The 19,530-nt window shown below is 63.7% G+C and carries 16 protein-coding genes; 15 read left to right on the top strand and 1 reads right to left on the bottom strand.

Annotated elements, in window-relative coordinates; genetic code table 11:
- The first annotated feature begins 112 nt into the window (after positions 1-112).
- The 14 genes from BG83_RS0110395 (at position 113) to BG83_RS0110330 (ending at position 17,088) form a co-directional block, all read left to right on the top strand.
- Complete coding sequence (locus BG83_RS0110395) at positions 113-454, top strand: FmdB family zinc ribbon protein (RefSeq protein ID WP_024976661.1); 342 nt, start codon at positions 113-115, stop codon at positions 452-454.
- Between the two features lie 31 nt (positions 455-485).
- On the top strand, positions 486-1,223 hold the full coding sequence (locus tag BG83_RS0110390; protein WP_024976660.1) for a DUF502 domain-containing protein: 738 nt from the start codon (positions 486-488) through the stop codon (positions 1,221-1,223).
- 51 nt (positions 1,224-1,274) lie between these two features.
- Positions 1,275-3,146, top strand: a complete 1,872-nt coding sequence (aspS, locus tag BG83_RS0110385; RefSeq protein ID WP_024976659.1) for an aspartate--tRNA ligase — start codon at positions 1,275-1,277, stop codon at positions 3,144-3,146.
- A gap of 163 nt (positions 3,147-3,309) precedes the next feature.
- The gene (locus BG83_RS0110380; RefSeq protein ID WP_024976658.1) at positions 3,310-4,170 is read left to right on the top strand and encodes a hypothetical protein; all 861 of its coding nucleotides are present in this window, start codon (positions 3,310-3,312) and stop codon (positions 4,168-4,170) included.
- A gap of 116 nt (positions 4,171-4,286) precedes the next feature.
- Positions 4,287-4,772, top strand: a complete 486-nt coding sequence (gene nudB / locus BG83_RS0110375; RefSeq protein WP_024976657.1) for a dihydroneopterin triphosphate diphosphatase — start codon at positions 4,287-4,289, stop codon at positions 4,770-4,772.
- 1 nt (position 4,773) lies between these two features.
- On the top strand, positions 4,774-5,520 hold the full coding sequence (locus BG83_RS0110370; RefSeq protein ID WP_024976656.1) for an endonuclease/exonuclease/phosphatase family protein: 747 nt from the start codon (positions 4,774-4,776) through the stop codon (positions 5,518-5,520).
- The gene (gene clsB / locus BG83_RS0110365; RefSeq protein ID WP_024976655.1) at positions 5,517-6,779 is read left to right on the top strand and encodes a cardiolipin synthase ClsB; all 1,263 of its coding nucleotides are present in this window, start codon (positions 5,517-5,519) and stop codon (positions 6,777-6,779) included. The genes BG83_RS0110370 and clsB overlap by 4 nt, the downstream gene beginning before the upstream one ends.
- Positions 6,780-6,819: 40 nt before the next feature.
- Positions 6,820-8,484 carry an acyl CoA:acetate/3-ketoacid CoA transferase gene (locus BG83_RS0110360; RefSeq protein ID WP_024976654.1) on the top strand — a complete coding sequence of 555 codons (1,665 nt, stop codon included), beginning with the start codon at positions 6,820-6,822 and terminating at the stop codon, positions 8,482-8,484.
- 404 nt (positions 8,485-8,888) lie between these two features.
- Positions 8,889-9,479, top strand: coding sequence for a TetR/AcrR family transcriptional regulator (locus BG83_RS0110355; protein ID WP_021196492.1), 591 nt, complete (start codon positions 8,889-8,891; stop codon positions 9,477-9,479).
- A gap of 51 nt (positions 9,480-9,530) precedes the next feature.
- A complete protein-coding gene (locus BG83_RS0110350) occupies positions 9,531-11,318 on the top strand; it encodes an acyl-CoA dehydrogenase C-terminal domain-containing protein (RefSeq protein WP_024976653.1) in 1,788 nt (595 codons plus the stop codon).
- 74 nt (positions 11,319-11,392) lie between these two features.
- Positions 11,393-13,873: a 3-hydroxyacyl-CoA dehydrogenase/enoyl-CoA hydratase family protein gene (locus BG83_RS0110345; protein WP_024976652.1), complete on the top strand. Its 2,481-nt coding sequence runs from the start codon at positions 11,393-11,395 to the stop codon at positions 13,871-13,873.
- Positions 13,874-13,905: 32 nt separating this feature from the next.
- On the top strand, positions 13,906-15,105 hold the full coding sequence (locus BG83_RS0110340) for an acetyl-CoA C-acyltransferase (protein ID WP_012761166.1): 1,200 nt from the start codon (positions 13,906-13,908) through the stop codon (positions 15,103-15,105).
- Between the two features lie 226 nt (positions 15,106-15,331).
- Positions 15,332-16,297: a DegV family protein gene (locus BG83_RS0110335; RefSeq protein WP_024976651.1), complete on the top strand. Its 966-nt coding sequence runs from the start codon at positions 15,332-15,334 to the stop codon at positions 16,295-16,297.
- Positions 16,298-16,323: 26 nt separating this feature from the next.
- Positions 16,324-17,088 (top strand): enoyl-CoA hydratase, encoded by a 765-nt coding sequence (locus BG83_RS0110330; protein ID WP_024976650.1) that lies wholly within the window; start codon positions 16,324-16,326, stop codon positions 17,086-17,088.
- Between the two features lie 65 nt (positions 17,089-17,153).
- Here BG83_RS0110330 and BG83_RS0110325 read toward each other — a convergent pair whose 3' ends face one another.
- Positions 17,154-17,591: an acyl-CoA thioesterase gene (locus BG83_RS0110325; protein ID WP_024976649.1), complete on the bottom strand. Its 438-nt coding sequence runs from the start codon at positions 17,589-17,591 to the stop codon at positions 17,154-17,156.
- A 90-nt stretch (positions 17,592-17,681) separates the two neighbouring features.
- Between BG83_RS0110325 and BG83_RS0110320 the strand changes: the two genes are divergently transcribed.
- Positions 17,682-19,520 carry an ABCB family ABC transporter ATP-binding protein/permease gene (locus tag BG83_RS0110320; RefSeq protein WP_024976648.1) on the top strand — a complete coding sequence of 613 codons (1,839 nt, stop codon included), beginning with the start codon at positions 17,682-17,684 and terminating at the stop codon, positions 19,518-19,520.
- Positions 19,521-19,530 lie beyond the last annotated feature (10 nt).

Raw genomic sequence — 19,530 nt, 5'->3', positions numbered from 1 at the left:
CTGCCCCGATCTTGCGTGAGCCCGTGTGCATTATTTCCCGCACCGTGTTCGCGGGATGCGCGGGCAATCCAATCGCTTTCTTGTCATTTGTTTGTTCCAGGGTGAGGACACCATGCCGATCTATGCTTATCGATGCGACGCCTGCGGCCACGCCAAAGATGTGCTGCAGAAGATGAGCGACGCGCCGCTGACGGATTGCCCCGCATGCGGCGCGCCGGCGTTCAAGAAGCAGCTAACCGCTGCCGGCTTCCAGCTCAAGGGTTCGGGCTGGTACGTGACGGACTTCCGCGGTGGCTCGGGCGGCGCATCGGCTGCGGCTCCGGCAACCGGTTCGGCGGCCAAGACGGAGGCCGCTGCGCCTGCGGCGGCTGCCGCGTCGTCGGACAGCGCGTCGACCAGTGCCAGCACGCCGGCCGCGTCCGGTGGTTGCGGCACGTCGTGCGCTTGCCACTGATCGCATCGCTCACCTTTCGGTCCATCGCCCCATGAAACAGAAAACCAGCGCACTCAAGACATGGTTCCTAACCGGTCTTCTGGTGCTTGTCCCGCTTGCGATCACGCTGTGGGTGCTGTCGCTCATCATCGGCACGATGGACCAGAGCCTGGCGCTGCTGCCGTCGGCATGGCAGCCAGATCAGCTGTTTGGCCGGCGCATTCCCGGCGTGGGCGCGATTCTCACGCTGGCGTTCATCCTGATCGTCGGCGTGCTGGCGCACAACTTCATCGGTCAGAAGCTGGTGCTGTGGTGGGAAGCGCTCGTGGGCCGCATTCCTGTGGTCGGCCCGATCTATTCGAGCGTGAAGCAGGTGTCGGACACACTGCTGTCGTCCAACGGCAATGCGTTCCGCAAGGCGCTGCTGGTGCAGTACCCGCGCGAAGGCTCATGGACGATCGCCTTCCTGACCGGCCGCCCCGGCGGTGATGTCGAGAATCATCTGCAGGGCGAGTACGTCAGCGTGTACGTGCCGACCACGCCCAACCCGACGTCGGGCTTCTTCCTGATGATGCCCAAGGCCGACACCATCGAGCTGGATATGACGGTGGATGCAGCGCTCAAGTACATCGTGTCGATGGGGGTGGTGGCGCCCGAAGCGCTGCCGCGCCGCATGGACCCGCCCGATGCCTCGCCAAAGACGGAGGACCGGTCGCCGGCTCAAGAGCCGCGCGACCCTTCGAATCCGACCGCGCTGCCTGCAGAGGGCGGCGCCATCGCGGCACCCTGAGCCGGCGATACGAACGAAGTCGAATCGACCCCGGCCCCCCAATCAACTTTCATGCGCGACGTTTTCTTGGCGGCGCGCTTCGCGGAAAACCACAACATGCAAATGCGTACTCAATACTGCGGTCAGGTCACCGAACAACTGCTCGGCCAGAGCGTCACGCTGTCGGGCTGGGCCCATCGTCGTCGTGACCACGGTGGCGTGATCTTCATCGATTTGCGCGACCGTGAAGGCCTGGTGCAGGTCGTGTGCGACCCGGACCGCCCGGAGATGTTCAAGGTGGCTGAAGGTGTGCGCAACGAGTTCTGCCTGCAGGTGAAGGGCGTCGTGCGTGCCCGCCCGGAAGGCACCACCAACGCCAACCTGACCAGCGGCAAGGTCGAAGTGCTGTGTCACGAGCTGACGGTGCTCAACGCTTCCGTCACGCCGCCGTTCCAGCTGGACGACGACAACCTGTCGGAAACCACGCGCCTCACGCACCGCGTGCTGGACCTGCGCCGCCCGCAGATGCAGTACAACCTGCGCCTGCGCTACAAGGTTGCGATGGAAGTGCGCAAGTACCTGGACGACAAGGGCTTCATCGACATCGAAACGCCGATGCTGACCAAGAGCACGCCGGAAGGCGCGCGCGACTACCTGGTGCCGTCGCGCGTGAACGCCGGCCAGTTCTTCGCGCTGCCGCAATCGCCGCAGCTCTTCAAGCAGATGCTGATGGTGTCGGGCTTTGACCGCTACTACCAGATCACCAAGTGCTTCCGCGATGAAGACCTGCGTGCTGACCGCCAGCCCGAATTCACCCAGATCGACTGCGAAACGTCATTCCTGACCGAGCAGGAAATCCGCGACCTCTTTGAAGAGATGATCCGCACGGTGTTCAAGAACACCATGTCGGTTGAGCTGGATGCCAAGTTCCCGGTGATGGAGTTCCGCGAGGCGATGGCCCGCTTCGGTTCGGACAAGCCGGACCTGCGCGTCAAGCTCGAATTTACCGAACTGACCGACGCCATGAAGGACGTCGACTTCAAGGTGTTCTCGAGCCCGGCCAACGCAGAAGGCGGCCGCGTCGTAGCACTGCGCGTGCCGGGCGGTGCTTCCCTGTCGCGCGGCGATATCGACGCATACACCAAGTTCGTCGAAATCTACGGCGCCAAGGGCCTGGCCTGGATCAAGGTCAACGAAGTGGCCAAGGGCCGTGACGGCCTGCAATCGCCGATCGTGAAGAACCTGCACGACGCGGCCATCGCCGAGATCCTCAAGCGCAGCGGCGCACAAGATGGCGACATCCTGTTCTTCGGCGCTGACCGCGCGAAGGTGGTCAACGACGCGATGGGTGCGCTGCGCCTGAAGGTCGGTCATTCGGACTTCGCCAAGAGCAACGGGCTGTTCGAAGACGCCTGGAAGCCGCTGTGGGTGATCGACTTCCCGATGTTCGAGTACGACGAGGAAGACGCGCGCTGGGTGGCCATGCACCACCCGTTCACGAGCCCGAAGGACGAACACCTGGAATACCTGGAAACTGATCCGGGCAAGTGCATCGCCAAGGCTTACGACATGGTGCTCAACGGCTGGGAAATCGGCGGCGGCTCGGTGCGGATCTACCGCGAAGAAGTACAGAGCAAGGTGTTCCGCGCGCTGAAGATCAACGATGAGGAAGCGCGTGCCAAGTTCGGCTTCCTGCTCGACGCACTGCAGTACGGTGCGCCTCCGCACGGCGGTATCGCGTTCGGTCTGGACCGCGTTGTCACGATGATGGCCGGTGCGGATTCGATCCGCGACGTGATCGCCTTCCCGAAGACGCAGCGTGCGCAGGATCTGCTCACGCAGGCACCGAGCCCGGTCGACGAGAAGCAATTGCGCGAGCTGCACATCCGCTTGCGTGCTGCCGAGGCCAAAGTGGCCGCGCCGACGGCTGCAACGACTGCCTAAGCGCCCGCGCTGACGCTTCACAAAGAACCGCGCCGCCTGACAAGGGCGGCGCGGTTTGTTTTTGGGCGGCCGCCGGGCAAGGTGCAGCAATCGGGAACATTGCGTGCTAAACCGACTCTTTCGTTTCTGTCACGTTGGGTGACAACGAAGGAGGAGTGTTTAGATGGACTACATCGACTTTGCGCGCACATGGATCGCCGCACATGCCGAGTTCTTGTTGACTTGGTTGATCGCCGCGCTGGTGGTGATGACGCTGGCGTGGTTCGAAATTCGCCGTGCCACCCGGCGTGCCGCCCTGGCCATGACCGAGGCAGTGGCCACCACGGTTGCGGCTTGCGTGCCCGACATTGCGGCAGCGGCGCAGAGCGCACATCCACCAGTACCCGCATCGGCGTCGTCTCCGGGTTTGATCGAGGCGATGCGCGCTCTGGGTCACCTTGCCGCGGAGCGGATGCGTTGGTTGTACGCGGTCGCTAACCTGCGTTTGCCCGAGACGGCGTTGCCGCCGGCCGCACCAGGCATGCCGGTGCATCCGCTTGTCTACGACACACCGCGCGCCCTGGCCGAAGCTCATTTGGCGGCAGAACTCCGCTTTGCCGACCACGCACGTGTTTTGCAGGCCGAACGCCGCGCCCTGCAATCGCTGGAGACCGCTGAGCGTGAGGGCACCAGCGAGCTGCATCGCATCGAGCGCGAGACCTCGGCCATCGTTGAACGCTTCGACCAAGCCAATGCGCAATCGGAGCAGACCGATGTACAGCGCTTCCTCATCCAGAAATTCAACACGCTAGGCAATCGCGAACGCGAATTGACCGCACAGCTCGCTGCGCTGCGCCAACAAATCGGCGAGCGTACAGAAGCGTTGTGGGCGCAATCGCAGCGCGCGGCCGATGACTATGCTGCGATGCTCGATCCGCTGCTTGCTGTGGCTCGCCGCGAGCTTGGTCACGAAACGGCGACGGATGAGACGGCGCTGTGGCTCGCCCGCACGCGTACTGGCCAAGGGCCGCTGCGGGCTGCCTGATTGTTGCCACGGCATGGCAGCACGCTGAACGTCACGGTGGCACGCTTCTGGCTGCGGTAAGCTATTGCCTTGCAGCGCGATCGCGCCGCCCATCGAAGCACGCAGCAACCGCACCCATGTCGCACAAGATTCCCGTCTCCGTTCTCGTCGTCATTCACACACTCGATTTGCACGTGTTGGTGATGGAGCGGGCAGACCATCCGGGCTTCTGGCAATCCGTGACGGGCAGTTGCGATGCGCTCGACGAGCCCCTGGCCGACACGGCCCGCCGCGAAGCGCTCGAAGAAACCGGCATCGACGCGGCCCAGCATCATCTGATCGACTGGGGCCACCACATCGAATACGAGATCTACCCCCACTGGCGGCACCGCTACGCGCCGGGCGTTACGCGCAACACCGAGCATTGGTTTGGCTTGCTGGTGAGCGGCAAGGTGCCGGTGCGGATGTCACCGCGCGAGCATGTGCAGGCCGAATGGCTGCCGTACCAAGAGGCTGCCGCGCGGTGCTTCTCGCGCAGCAACGCCGAGGCTATTTTGCAGTTGCCCGAACGCCTTGCTGCCTATCATGCGCGTCAGGCCGCGCTGACAAAGGACCAAGCCTGACATGCTGCGTTTGCGCGTCGCCACCTACAACATCCACAAGGGCGTGACGGGCATTGCGCGGCGCGTGCGCGTGCATGACGTGCGGCAGGGCCTGCATACCATGGACGCCGACATCGTCTTCCTGCAGGAAGTGCAGGACCGCAACGACCGCCTCGTCGCCGCCGAGTTGTTCGACCCGAACTACACGCAACTGCGCTACCTCGCGACCGACGTCTATCCGCACACGGTCTATGGCCGCAACGCCGTGTACGAGCACGGGCATCACGGCAATGCCATCTTGTCGCGCTATCCGATTCTGCTGTCGGAAAACCTCGATATTTCTGACCACCGTTTCGAGCAGCGCGGCCTGCTGCACGCCGTGACCGATCTCGGCTTTGGCGAGGTGCATCTGCTGTGCGCGCACTTCGGCCTGTTTGCACGCAGCCGGCAGCGGCAGGCGGAGGCGCTGCTTGATCGCGTGCGTTCAGTCGTGCCGCCGGATGCACCGCTCGTGGTAGCGGGTGATTTCAATGATTGGAGCAACCGGCTCGATCGCATGATCTGCCAGGCGCTGGGGGCGACCGAAGTGGCCGACAAGGCCGCCGACGCGCGCCCCGTGCGCACCTTCCCAAGCCACATGCCGTGGCTTCGGCTGGACCGCATCTACGTGCGCGGTTTCGAGATCGAACGTGCGCATGCGCTGACCGGCCGCGAATGGGCGCAGCGCTCCGATCACGTGCCCCTGCTGGCGGAACTGGCCCATCCATGAGGGTCGTGCGCGATGCGGGCCCGCTGCGCTCCGAGTGGCGGCGGGGCAAGCCCCTGCCGGGCAACGACGTCGATTTGCTTTGCGGCGGCGGCGAGTTCTTCCCGGCCTTGATCGAGGCCATCGATGCCGCGCAACGCCGTGTCGCGCTTGAAACCTACATCTACACCGATGACGCCACCGCCCACAGCGTGACTGAAGCGCTCGCCCGCGCGGCACGCCGTGGCGTGGATGTCCACCTGACCATCGACGGCTTCGGCACCGGCCTGCTGCCCGCCGCCGCGATGCTCGAGGCGGCGGGCGTGATCTTGCGCATCTATCGTCCGGTGCGCGGTTTTCGCCTGCAACGCCGCTACTTGCGCCGGCTGCATCGGAAGATCGTTGTCATCGATGACGACGTCGCGTTCGTGGGCGGCATCAACATCATTGATGACCTGAACCACGCGCCATTTCACGATGCTGCGCTGGGACCGCGTTACGACTTTGCCGTGCGGGTACGCGGGCCGCTGGTCGCGCAGATTGCGCTGACCGTCGACCGGCTCTGGTGGCAGATGGGCGTGCGCGCAGGCATGCGGGAAGTGGGCGTCACGGGCGTCGCCGCCGACTTTCCGGTGATGACCGATACGCCGCGACCACGGCATCGCGGCGCGTCCGGACGAGAAAGCGAGCGCGCACCGGGCACCGTGTTGGCTTCGCTGGTGCTGCGTGACAACGTCCGCAACCGGCGCGCGATCGAACGAGAATATCTGCGCGCGCTAGGGGCGGCGCGGCACGAGGTGATCATCGCCAACGCGTACTTCTTGCCGGGCGTGCGTTTCATGCGCGCGCTGGCGGCATGCCGCCAGCGCGGTGTGCGCGTTCGCCTGTTGCTGCAGGGACAGGTCGAATACCGGTTGCAGCACTACGCGACGCGTTCGCTGTATCACATGCTGCTGCGGGACAACGTCGAGATCCACGAATACACGGCCAGCTTCCTGCACGCCAAGGTGGCCGTGGTGGACGACCGCTGGGCTACCGTCGGCTCCAGCAACATCGACCCGTTCAGCCTGTTGCTGGCACGCGAAGCCAACGTCGTTGCGTGGGATGCGATCGTGGCCAACGAACTGCGTGCTGCCCTCGAAGACGCCATCGCCCATCACGCACGCCGCATCCTGGCTGATGAGCACGCCGCGCGCCGCTGGTGGTGGCGCCTGGCAGATTGGTGCGCCTACCGGCTCGTGCGCCTTGGCGTCGTCATCAGCGGGCGCGCAGCACAGTATTAGTGGTGCAGACACCGATAAAACACAACAAGACGGAGGAGACATGCAAGTCATCACAGCCGATGAAGCGGCGCGGTTGGTACAGCCGGAGTGGACGGTTGCGTGCGCAGGGTTTGTCGGCGCGGGTCATGCAGAGGCCGTCACGCATGCGCTCGAACGCCGCTTTCTGGCCACCGGCGAGCCGCGTAATCTCACGCTGGTCTATTCCGCCGGCCAGGGCGATCGCGCCACGCGCGGCGTCAACCACTTCGGCAACCCCGGGATGACGCGCTGTGTGGTCGGCGGGCATTGGCGCTCGGCCACGCGACTGGCGGACTTGGCGCTTGCCGAGCAGTGCGATGCTTTCAACCTGCCGCAGGGCGTGCTCACGCATCTGTACCGCGCCATCGCGGGCGGCAAGCCCGGCGTGCTGACCAAGATGGGCCTGCACACCTTCGTCGACCCACGCACTGAGCTTGACGCGCGTTACCACGGCGGTGCCATCAACGCCCGCGCCAAGGCGGCACGGGCTGCAGGCACGGCCTCGTGGGTCGAGCACGAACGCTTTCGCGGCGAAGACTATCTCTTCTACCCCAGCTTTCCGCTGCACTGTGTCTTCCTGCGCGGCACGGCTGCCGACCCGCGCGGCAACATCAGCACGCACGAAGAAGCCTTTCACCACGAACTGCTGGCCATGGCGCAGGCCGCGCGCAACTCGGGTGGCATCGTCATCGCGCAAGTGCGTCGGCTCGTCGATCGGCATGACAACCTGCAGGCGATCCACGTGCCGGGCATCCTCGTCGACTACGTAGTCGTGGCTGACGATGAAACCGAACACCAGATGACCTTCGGCGAGGCGTTCAACCCGACCTATATCCGCCCCTGGCAAGGCGAAGCGATCCAGCTCAAGGAGGACGCCATCGAAGCGAGCGAGGCGCTGGAGACCAGCCAGCACGGCGCGCTCGATGCGCGCACGCTGGTGCAGCGCCGTGCCGTGCTGGAACTGATGGCACAGCAGCCGCGCGTTGTGAACCTGGGCGTGGGCATGCCCGCAGCTGTCGGCGCCCTGGCAGAACAGGAGGGTGCGCGTGGCTTTACGCTCACCGTGGAGGCCGGCCCCATCGGCGGCACGCCGGCAGATGGCCTCAGCTTCGGCGCCTCGGCCTATCCTGAAGCCGTGGTGGACCAGCCAGCGCAGTTCGACTTCTACGAAGGTGGCGGCATCGATCTCGCCATCCTCGGCCTGGCAGAACTGGACGGCGCCGGCAACGTCAACGTCAGCCTGTTTGGCGAGGGCGGCGACACCGTCGTCGCGGGCGTCGGCGGCTTCATCAACATCACGCAGAGCGCACGCTCGGTCGTGTTCATGGGCACGCTCACCGCTGGCGGCCTCCAGGTCGAGGCCGAAGACGGCAAGCTGCGCATCGTGCGCGAAGGACGGCTCAAGAAGATCGTGCCAGCCGTGTCCCACCTGACCTTCAACGGTGAGTATGCGGCGCGATCGGGCATTCCCGTGCGCTACGTGACCGAGCGCGCTGTCTTCGAAATGCGTGACGATGGCCACGGCGGCCGGCGCCTCACGCTGACCGAAATCGCTCCCGGCATCGACCTGCAGCGTGACGTGTTAGACCAGTGTGCGGCAGAGGTTGCCGTGGCAGCCGAGCTGCGCGAAATGGACGCCCGCATCTTCCGCCGTGGCGCCATGTGCACGGGCATCAAGCCGGTCTGATTTTTAGGCTGTTTATTTACTGATGGGTAGCACTAGAAAATCCGTCAGATATGCTGCGCCGCACGCGTTTTATGAGTGCGGTGCACACCCTGCAAAGCCTTTCATCTAAAGGATTTGCGGGATTCGCGCTGCACCGCGGAAGGTGGCGATTCCGGGTCGCCATTTAGATGCCGCTTTCTAATAAAACACTTGCCGCTCAAAGGGCCCCTGTAAATAATTGAACGACCGTTCGATTTTGGGCTAGAGTGTTCGCGCAGGCTGGTTTACAGTCCTGCCCGGCACGCGAAAGGCGCCCTGCAAGACGCCAATTTTCTCGCGTGTCACGCCCCAGAAAAGAACGGAGAGAAATCATCATGCGTCACCCGACCGCTCGTCTCGAATCGAATCACGCAGCAGCCACGCCGATGCGCAAGGGCGAGTTGACGCGTGCAGCGATTCTCGATGCCGCGCTGGAATTGGCTTCGCGCGACGGACTGGAAGGATTGACGATCGGTGTGCTCGCGGAGCGCATGCAGATGAGCAAGAGCGGGGTGTTCGCGCACTTCGGCTCGCGTGAGGATCTGCAGGTGGAAGTAGTTCGCGAGTATCACAAACGGTTCGAGCAGGAAGTCTTCTACCCGAGCTTGACGGAACCGCGCGGTCTGCCGCGCCTGTGGAGCATGGTGCGACGCTGGATGGAGCGTCGCATTCAGGAAGTGACCACAGGCTGCATCTACATCAGCGGCGCGGTGGAGTACGACGATCGTGCCGAAAGCCCGGTGCGCGACGAACTCGTCAAGAGCGTGACGATCTGGCGTGCAGCATTGGCTCGCGCCATTGCACAGGCAAAGGAAGAAGGCCACCTGCGTGCGGAAGCGGACCCGCAATTGATGCTCTTCGAGATGTACAGCCTGGAGCTGGGTCTGCATCACGATGCGCGTTTCCTGCGGTTGCCGAACAGTGCCGAGCTGGCCATGGTGGCGCTTAACAAACTCATTCAGTCTTACCGAACCTGACGCGGCATCGCACACCTAGCGGTCGCGCAGTACACACCAAGGAGTTGCAAGATGGGTCAATACACCGCACCGCTGCGTGACATGCAGTTTGTTCTCCACGAGCTTCTCGGCGTGGAGGACCACCTGAAGCAAATGCCGCAGCACGCGGAGATCGATGCAGACACCATCAATCAGGTGATCGAGGAAGCGGGCAAGTTCTGCTCCGAAGTCATCTTCCCGCTCAACCAGTCCGGCGATCGCGAAGGCTGCACCTACCACGGCGACGGCGTGGTGACGGCTCCCAAGGGTTTCAAGGAAGCGTATCAACAGTACGTTGAGGCTGGCTGGCCCTCGCTGGGCTGCGATCCCGAGTACGGTGGCCAGGGTCTGCCCATCCTGATCAACAACGCGCTGTACGAGATGCTGAACTCGGCTAACCAGGCGTGGACAATGTATCCGGGGCTGTCGCACGGCGCGTACGAAGCCCTGCACGCGCACGGTACCGACGAACTCAAACAGCGCTACCTGCCCAAGCTGGTGTCGGGCGTGTGGACCGGCACGATGTGCCTGACCGAGCCACATTGCGGCACCGACCTCGGCATCCTGCGCACCAAGGCCGAGCCGCTGGCCGATGGCTCGTATGCCATCACCGGCACGAAGATCTTCATCTCGGCGGGCGAGCACGACCTGGCCGAAAACATCATCCACCTGGTGCTGGCACGCCTGCCGGATGCGCCCGGCGGCACGAAGGGCATCTCGCTGTTCGTGGTGCCGAAGTTCATTCCCGATGCCAACGGCAACCCAGGCGAGCGCAACGGCGTGAAGTGCGGCTCCATCGAACACAAGATGGGCATCCACGGCAACGCCACCTGTGTGATCAATCTGGACGGCGCACGCGGTTGGATGGTCGGCGAGCCGAACAAGGGCCTGAACGCCATGTTCGTGATGATGAACGCCGCCCGTCTGGGCGTCGGCATGCAGAGCCTGGGCCTGACCGAAGTTGCATATCAGAACTCGGCCGCTTACGCCAAGGAACGCCTGCAGATGCGCAGCCTGTCGGGCCCGAAGGCACCGGACAAGCCGGCCGACCCGATCATCGTGCACCCGGACGTGCGCCGCATGTTGCTGACGCAGCGTGCCTTCGCCGAAGGCGGCCGCGCATTCAGCTACTGGATCGCCCTGCAGATCGACCGCGAGTTGTCGCACGAAGACGAGTCCGTACGCAAGGATGCGGCTGATCTGGTCGCGCTGCTGACGCCGATCGCCAAGGCTTTCCTGAGCGACAACGCATTCATCTCCACCAACGAAGGCATGCAGGTCTTCGGCGGTCACGGCTACATCGCCGAGTGGGGCATGGAGCAGTACGTGCGCGATGCCCGCATCAACATGATCTACGAAGGCACGAACACCGTGCAGTCGCTGGACCTGCTTGGCCGCAAGATCCTGGGTGACATGGGCGCCAAGATGAAGAAGTTCGGCAAGCTGGTCCAGGATTTTGTGGAAGCCGAAGGCACCAACGAAGCCATGCAGGAGTTCATCAACCCCCTGGCCGACATTGGTGACAAGGTCCAGAAGCTGACCATGGAAATCGGCATGAAGGCCATGGCCAATCCGGACGAAGTCGGTGCTGCCGCTGTGCCGTACCTGCGTGTGGTCGGCCACTTGGTGTTCTCGTACTTCTGGGCCCGCATGGCCAAGATCGCTCTGGAAAAGCAAGACAGCGGCGACACCTTCTACAAGGTCAAGCTGGCAACGGCGCGCTTCTACTTCGCCAAGCTGCTGCCCGAAACGGCTTCGCAGATCCGCATGGCACGTGCCGGCGGCGCGACGCTGATGGCACTCGAAGCGGATCTGTTCTAAACAGCCGCATTCTCTTGGGGCGACGTGTGTAAGCGTCGCCCCCTCGTCTCTTCCTCTCTCCCCGCGAGGACATCATGACCCGCACTGAACTCTCCACCAGCGCGCAGCCGCAGGCCGGCCAGCGCTCCAACTTCCTCGTCCGCCGTGTTGCTGTGCTGGGCGCCGGCGTGATGGGCGCGCAGATTGCTGCGCACCTGGTCAACGCCAAGGTTCCTGTCACGCTGTTCGATCTTCCGGCCAAGGAAGGCCCGAAGAACGGCATCGTGCTCAAAGCCATTGAAAACCTGAAGAAGCTGTCGCCGGCGCCGCTGGGCATCAAGGACGACGCCAACCTGATTCAGGCTGCCAACTACGAAGACGACATCGAGCGCCTGCGCGACTGCGACCTCGTCATCGAGGCAATCGCCGAGCGCATGGACTGGAAGCACGATCTGTACAAGAAAGTCGCGCCGCACATTGCTCCGCATGCGATCTTTGCGTCGAACACCTCGGGATTGTCGATTACCGAACTGTCGGACGGCTTTGATGCCGAGCTGAAGTCGCGCTTCTGCGGCGTGCACTTCTTCAACCCGCCGCGCTACATGCATCTGGTCGAGTTGATCCCGACCGCACACACGCGCGGCGACATCCTCGATAAGTTGGAAACGTTCCTGACCTCCGCGCTCGGCAAGGGCGTGGTGCGTGCTAAGGACACGCCCAACTTCATCGCCAACCGCGTCGGCATCTTCTCGATCCTGGCGGTGTTTGCTGAATCGGCCAAGTACGGCATTCCGTTTGATGTGGTGGATGACCTGACGGGCTCGAAGCTGGGCCGCGCCAAGTCGGCAACGTTCCGCACGGCCGACGTGGTGGGTCTGGACACCATGGCGCACGTCATCAAGACGATGCAGGACAACCTGAAGGACGATCCGTTCGCTCCGGTCTACGCCACGCCGCCCGTGCTGGCCAAGCTGGTGGAAGCGGGTGCCCTGGGCCAGAAGGCAGGCGCCGGTTTCTACAAGAAGGAAGGCAAGGAAATCAAGGTGCTGGACCCGCAAAGCGGCCAGTACGGGCCGAGCGGCAAGAAGGCCGACGACATCGTCGTGCGCATCCTGAAGAAGGAGCCCGCCGAGCGTCTGAAGCTGCTGCGCGAATCGACCAACCCGCAGGCGCAGTTTCTGTGGGCGGTCTTCCGCGACGTGTTCCACTACATCGCCGTCTATCTGGAGCAAATTGCGGATTCGGCAGCGGAAGTCGATCTCGCCATCCGCTGGGGCTTCGGCTGGAACAGCGGCCCGTTTGAAGACTGGCAAGAGGCCGGCTGGAAGCAAGTCGCCGAGTGGGTGAAGGAAGACATCGAAGCCGGCAAGGCGCTGTCGAATGCAGCGCTGCCGCAATGGGTGTTCTCCGGCCCGGTGGCGGACAACGGCGGTGTGCATTCGGCAGAGGGCTCGTGGTCGGCCAACCAGAGCACGTTCCTGTCACGTAGCACGCTGCCGGTGTACGGCCGCCAGGTGTTCCGTGCACCGATCAAGGGTGCGACGACGGTCAACCCGCTCACGTATGGCAAGACCATCGAAGAGACCGACGCCGTGCGCATCTGGGTGGACGACGCGGCAGGCCAGGACGACGTGCTGATCGTCTCGTTCAAGAGCAAGATGAACACGATCGGACCGAGCGTCATCGATGGTCTGACGCGTGCGGTTGATCTGGCCGAAGCTGGCTACAAGGGTCTGGTGGTGTGGCAACCGACGTCGCTCAAGCTGGGCGCACCGGGTGGTCCGTTCTCCGCAGGTGCCAACCTGGAAGAAGCCATGCCGGCCTTCATGATGGGCGGCGCCAAGGGTATCGAGCCGTTCGTCAAGAAATTCCAGGACGGCATGATGCGCGTGAAGTACGCCGGCGTGCCGGTCGTGTCGGCTGCGTCGGGCATTGCGCTGGGCGGCGGCTGCGAGCTGCTGCTGCACTCGGCCAAGCGTGTGGCTGCGCTGGAAACGTATATCGGTCTGGTGGAAGTTGGTGTGGGCTTGGTTCCGGCGGGCGGTGGCCTGAAGGAAGCGGCGCTGGCCGCTGCCAAGGCTGCGCAAGCTGCGGGCAGCACCAACATCCTGCAGTTCCTGACGAACCGCTTCCAGGCGGCGGCGATGGCCAAGGTGTCGTCCTCCGCGCTGGACGCGCAGAAGATCGGCTACCTGCAGCCGACCGACACCATCGTCTTCAACGTGCACGAGTTGCTGCACGTGGCGCGCAACGAAGTGCGTGCGCTGTCCGACTCGGGCTACCGCGCACCGCTGCGTCCGGTGGGCATTCCGGTGGCGGGCCGTTCGGGTATCGCCACGATCAAGGCGTCGCTGGTGAACATGCGTGACGGTAGCTTCATCTCGCAGCACGATTTCACGATCGCCTCGCGCATCGCCGAAGCCGTGTGCGGCGGTGACGTCGAAGCCGGCGCGCTGGTGGACGAAGACTGGCTGCTGGCGCTGGAGCGCAAGGCCTTCGTGGATCTGCTCGGCAGCTCCAAGACCCAGGAACGCATCATGGGCATGTTGCAGACCGGCAAGCCCGTTCGTAACTGACCCGCGCGACGACAGAGAACAGGAGTTTCATCATGACCAAGCAACTGCAAGACGCCTACATCGTCGCCGCGACGCGTTCCCCGATCGGCAAGGCGCCCAAAGGCACGCTCAAGAACCTGCGCCCCGACGATCTGCTGGCGACCATCCTCAAGAGCGCCGTCGCCCAGGTGCCGAACCTGGACCCGGCGCTGATCGAAGACGCCATCGTTGGCTGCGCGATTCCCGAAGCGCAGCAGGGCCTGAACGTAGCGCGTATCGGCGCGCTGCTGGCCGGCCTGCCGAACACGGTAGGCGGCGTGACCGTCAACCGTTTCTGCGCCTCCGGCCTGACCGCCGTGGCGATGGCCGCCGACCGCATCCGCGTGGGTGAATCCGACGTGATGATCGCCGCCGGCGTGGAATCGATGAGCATGGTGCCGATGATGGGCAACTCGCCGTCGATGTCGCCGGACATCTTCACGCGCGACGAGAATGTCGGTATCGCCTATGGCATGGGCCTGACCGCCGAAAAGGTCGCCCAACAATGGAAGATTTCGCGCGAGGCGCAGGATGCTTTCTCGCTGGCTTCGCACCAGAAGGCACTCGCCGCGCAGCAAGCCGGCGAGTTCAAGGACGAGATCACGCCGATCGAGATCATCGAGAAGTTCCCGAACCTGGGCACGGGCGCCATCGACATCAAGACGCGCACGATGTCGCTGGATGAGGGCCCGCGTGCCGATACGTCGGTTGAAGGCCTTGGCAAGCTGCGCGCCGTGTTCGCCAACAAGGGCAGCGTGACCGCCGGCAACAGCTCGCAGACCTCGGATGGTTCGGGCGCGCTGATCCTGGTGTCGGAGAAGATCCTGAAGCAGTTCAACCTGGTGCCGCTGGCGCGCTTCGTATCGTTTGCGGTGCGCGGCGTGCCGCCGGAAATCATGGGTATCGGCCCGAAGGAAGCCATTCCTGCCGCGCTGAAGGCTGGCGGTCTGACGCAGGATCAGATCGACTGGATCGAGCTGAACGAAGCGTTTGCCGCGCAGTCGCTGGCCGTGATTCAGGACCTGGGTCTGGACACCAGCAAAATCAACCCGCTGGGCGGCGCGATCGCGTTGGGCCACCCGTTGGGCGCGACCGGTGCCATCCGTGCGGCCACGGTTGTGCACGGCCTGCGTCGTCGCAACCAGAAGTACGGCATGGTGACGATGTGCGTCGGCACCGGCATGGGCGCTGCAGGCATTTTCGAACGCATGTGACCCCACGCAAGGGGGAAGGCTCAGGTAGCTTTTTAGGGCCTTCCCCTGCTTGCTAATCGCCCGTCTCACCACGCATAGTTGCGCAGGCGCGCAGTCGTTCCGAACAAGCGCGCCGAAGAATGCGGCCGGCACCCAGCCGGTATCGCAATAGAAGCGGAGCCACGATTCCGCAACAGAGGAGACACACCACCGGGTCACCGGCGGTGCACCAAGAGGAGGGCGCGCGATGGGCAACACTGTCGGCGACACAATCGTATTGACCGATGCGGCATGCGATATGCCGCGCTCGATGATCGATCAGCTGGGGTTGGGCGTGGTGCCGTTCCGCATTCGTGCGGGCGAATTGTTTGTAGAAGACCGCCGCGACGAGGCGGCGCTGCCGCAGCTCTATCGCAAGTACCTCGTCGACAAGCAAGATCACTACGCCGAATCGATTCCGTTGCTTGAACGCGAGATCGAAGACTACCTGCTCAAGCACGTGGTCACGCAGCACGACCGGGCCTTGCTGCTGACGATTGCCAGCTCGCGCAGCCATTTCTACAGCCACGCAACCGGCGCGGTGGTGGGCACAACTGCCAAGAGCTTCAAGCCACGCAAGGACGCCGGCCGCTCGGGGCTGTTTGAGTTGACAGTGGTGGATACCGGCGCCATCGGCCCCGGTCAGGCGCTGATGGTGCACGAAGCCGCACGCATGCTGCGCGAAGGCGCGGAGGTGCGTGACGTCGTGCACGTGATCGAGAACCGCCTGCGTGACGCCTCGCACGTCTACCTTGTGCCCGATGAGCTGCTGTACATGTACACGCGCGCCAAGCAGAAGGGCGAGAAGAGCATCACCTGGAGCCGCTACATGATGGGCACGGCGTTCAACGTGCGTCCGCTCATCCATATGCACCGGGGCGAGACAGAAGCCATCGCCAAGGTGCGCGGTTCCGATGAAGGCATCCGCCGTCTGATGGCGCATACCGAAACCATGATCGCCGAGGAGCGTCTGGCCACGCCTGTGGTGGCGATCACGTATTCCGGTTCGCTCGACACCGTGCGCCGCATGGAGCCGGTGCAAGCGTTGATGCGAACCGCACAGGACCACGGCGTAGAAGTGCTGCTCGCGCCGATGAGCCTGACCGTGGCGTTGAACGTGGGGGCCAACGCGTTCTCCGTCGGTTATCTATCTGACTCTCCTGTGCCGATCTAGCGGCGCAGGTTTCACCTGGAGTTTTCATGTCGATTCGTACCGAGACCGTAGACGGCGTCCTGACGCTCACCTTTGACCGCCCGGACCGCAAGAACGCCATCACGGCTGCGATGTATCAAACGCTGGCCGACGCGCTGGTGGCCGCCGAAACCGATCCTGCCATCCGCGTGATCGTGCTGGCCGGCCACGAGAGCGTGTTCACCGCGGGCAACGATCTCGAAGACTTCATGAAGAATCCGCCCAAGGACGAGAGCGCCCCCGTGCACCAGTTCCTGAAGGCGATCAGCACGGCGACCAAGCCGCTGATCGCTTCGGTGAGTGGCGCGGCCGTCGGCGTGGGCACGACCATGCTGCTGCATTGCGACTTGGTCTACGCATCCGAGACGGCCAAGTTGTCGATGCCGTTCGCGCAACTGGGGCTCTGTCCGGAAGCCGCATCCAGCCTGCTGCTGCCGCAACTGGCCGGTTATCACCGCGCAGCGGACAAGCTGCTCTTCGGCGAGCCTTTTGACGCGAGCGAAGCGCGTGAACTCGGCCTGGTCAACCGCGTGCTGCCGGCCGGGGAGCTGGATGCCTTCGTGCGTACGCAGGCGCGTAAGCTGACGCTGCTGCCGCCCGCATCGCTGCGCGCCACCAAGCGGCTGATGAAGGAAGGCGCCACGCCGCAGATCGCGGAGCGCATGTCGGTGGAAGGCAAGCAGTTTGGCGAGATGCTGCGCGCGCCGGAAGCGCGCGAGGCGTTCACGGCATTCTTCGAGAAACGCCGCCCAGATTTTTCCAAGTTCAACTGAGCGAGGCGTTCATACGCAAAAGAAAACCCGGCGCGACGCCGGGTTTTTTGTTGAGCGTTGCCGGTTCAGAGCGGCGGCAGCACGCGCGGCTTGCGAGTCTCGTCGGTGGCCACGTAGGTGAGGGTGGCTTCCGTGACCTTGACGGTGGCGTGGCGGCCGCTGGCGTGCATGCGCTGCGCATAGACCTCCACATCCACGGTGATCGACGTGCGCCCCGTTTTGACCACGTTGGCGTAGAAGCTCACCAGATCGCCCACGTACACGGGCTGCTTGAAGACGAACGAGTTGACCGCGATCGTGGCGACACGACCGTTGGCGCGCACCACGGCAGGGATCGACCCGGCGATGTCCACCTGCGACATGATCCAGCCCCCAAAAACATCGCCGTGGACGTTGGCGTCGGAGGGCATCGGCATCACGCGCACGGCGGGCTGCTTGTCGGCGGGCAGCGTGACGGTTTCAGTGGTGGCTTGGGTATCGGACATGATGATGCAGGGCAGCATTGAAGCGGAGGGAGGGCCCACCAGCGAGCCCAGGGCGCGCGCAGGTGATCGGTGGGAGAATACACAATCCGCCATTTTATTGCACCGCACATGCGCCGCTTTCCCGCTTCTTCCGAACCGCCTCCGCCGGGGGCTGCCCGCGGTGACTGGCGCACCATCAAGAGCCTGCTGCCTTATCTGCTGGCCTATAAATGGCGTGTGGCGCTGGCGCTGTCGTTCCTGATCGCGGCCAAGGTGGCAAACCTTGGTGTGCCGATGGTCATGAAGCGGCTGATTGATTCGATGAACGTGTCGCCGTCCGACCCCCGCGCGCTGCTGGTTGTGCCGGTGGGCGTCATCATCGGCTACGGGCTGCTGCGGTTGTCGACGTCGCTGTTCTCGGAGCTGCGCGAAATCCTGTTCGCGAAGGTGACGGAGAGTTCGGTGCGCACGCTCGCCCTGCAGGTGTTCCGGCATCTGCATGCGCTGTCACTGCGCTTTCACCTTGAGCGCCAAACTGGCGGCATGAGCCGCGACATCGAGCGCGGCACGCGCGGCATCCAGTCGCTCATTTCGTATTCGCTGTACAGCATCCTGCCGACGCTGGTGGAAGTCGGCCTCGTCATCACGTATTTCTTCGTGAAGTACGACGTGTGGTTCGCGCTCATCACGTTCTGCGCGCTGGTCAGCTACATCGTCTTTACGGTGACGGTGACGAACTGGCGCACGCACTTCCGCCGCAGGATGAACGAGCTGGATTCGCGCGCCAACCAGAAGGCAATCGATTCGCTGCTCAACTTTGAGACGGTCAAGTATTTTGGCAACGAAGACTACGAAGCACGTCGTTACGACGAGAACCTGAAGCACTACCGCGCGGCTGCGATCCGCTCGCAGAACTCGTTGTCGGTGCTGAACTTCGGCCAGCAGGTCATTGTCGCCACCGCGCTCATCCTGATTCTGTATCGCGCCACGCAGGGGGTGGCGGCGGGGCACATGACGCTGGGGGACCTCGTGCTCGTCAACACGCTGATGCTGCAGATCTACATTCCGCTCAACTTCCTGGGCGTGATCTATCGTGAGCTGAAGCAAGCCGTGACCGACATGGACCGCATGTTCCACCTGCTGCAGACCAATCGCGAGGTAGCCGACAAGCCCGACGCCAAACCGCTGGCGGTGCACGCGGGCGAAGTCCGCTTCGCGCATGTCGACTTCAGCTACGAGGCCAAGCGCCAGATCCTGTTCGATGTGGACTTCACTATTCCTGCCGGCACGACCACGGCAGTCGTGGGGCAAAGCGGCTCGGGCAAATCGACGCTGGCGCGCTTGCTGTTCCGCTTCTATGACGTGAAGTCCGGCGCTATCCAGATCGACGGTCAGGACCTGCGTGATGTTACGCAATCCAGCGTGCGCGCCGCCATCGGCATCGTTCCGCAAGACACGGTGCTCTTCAATGACAGCATCTACTACAACATCGCCTACGGCCGCCCCGATGCCAGTCGCGAAGAGGTGATCGAAGCCGCCCGCGCGGCGCAGATCCACCACTTTGTCGAATCGCTGCCCGATGGCTACGAGACGCAAGTCGGCGAGCGCGGCCTGAAGCTCTCCGGCGGCGAGAAGCAGCGTGTGGCGATTGCACGTACCTTGCTCAAGCGCCCGCCGATTCTCGTGTTTGATGAAGCAACGTCCGCACTCGACTCGCGTACCGAGCACGCCATTCAAGAAGAGCTGATGCGGCTGGCGCAGAACCACACCACGCTGGTCGTTGCACATCGGTTGTCGACCATCGTGCGTGCGCACCAGATTCTGGTGATGGAACACGGCCACATCATCGAGCGCGGAACGCACGAATCGTTGTTGCGTGCGGAAGGCCGTTACGCGCAGATGTGGCGCATGCAGGCACGCGAGCCCGAACGCGTGGCCGAAGAAACAGAAGACACCCGAGCAGGTTGAGGGAGAGACA

Source organism: Ralstonia pickettii (assembly GCF_000607165.1).
In the GTDB taxonomy this organism is placed as follows: domain Bacteria; phylum Pseudomonadota; class Gammaproteobacteria; order Burkholderiales; family Burkholderiaceae; genus Ralstonia; species Ralstonia holmesii.
This window is presented reverse-complemented; position numbering and strand designations above follow the sequence as displayed.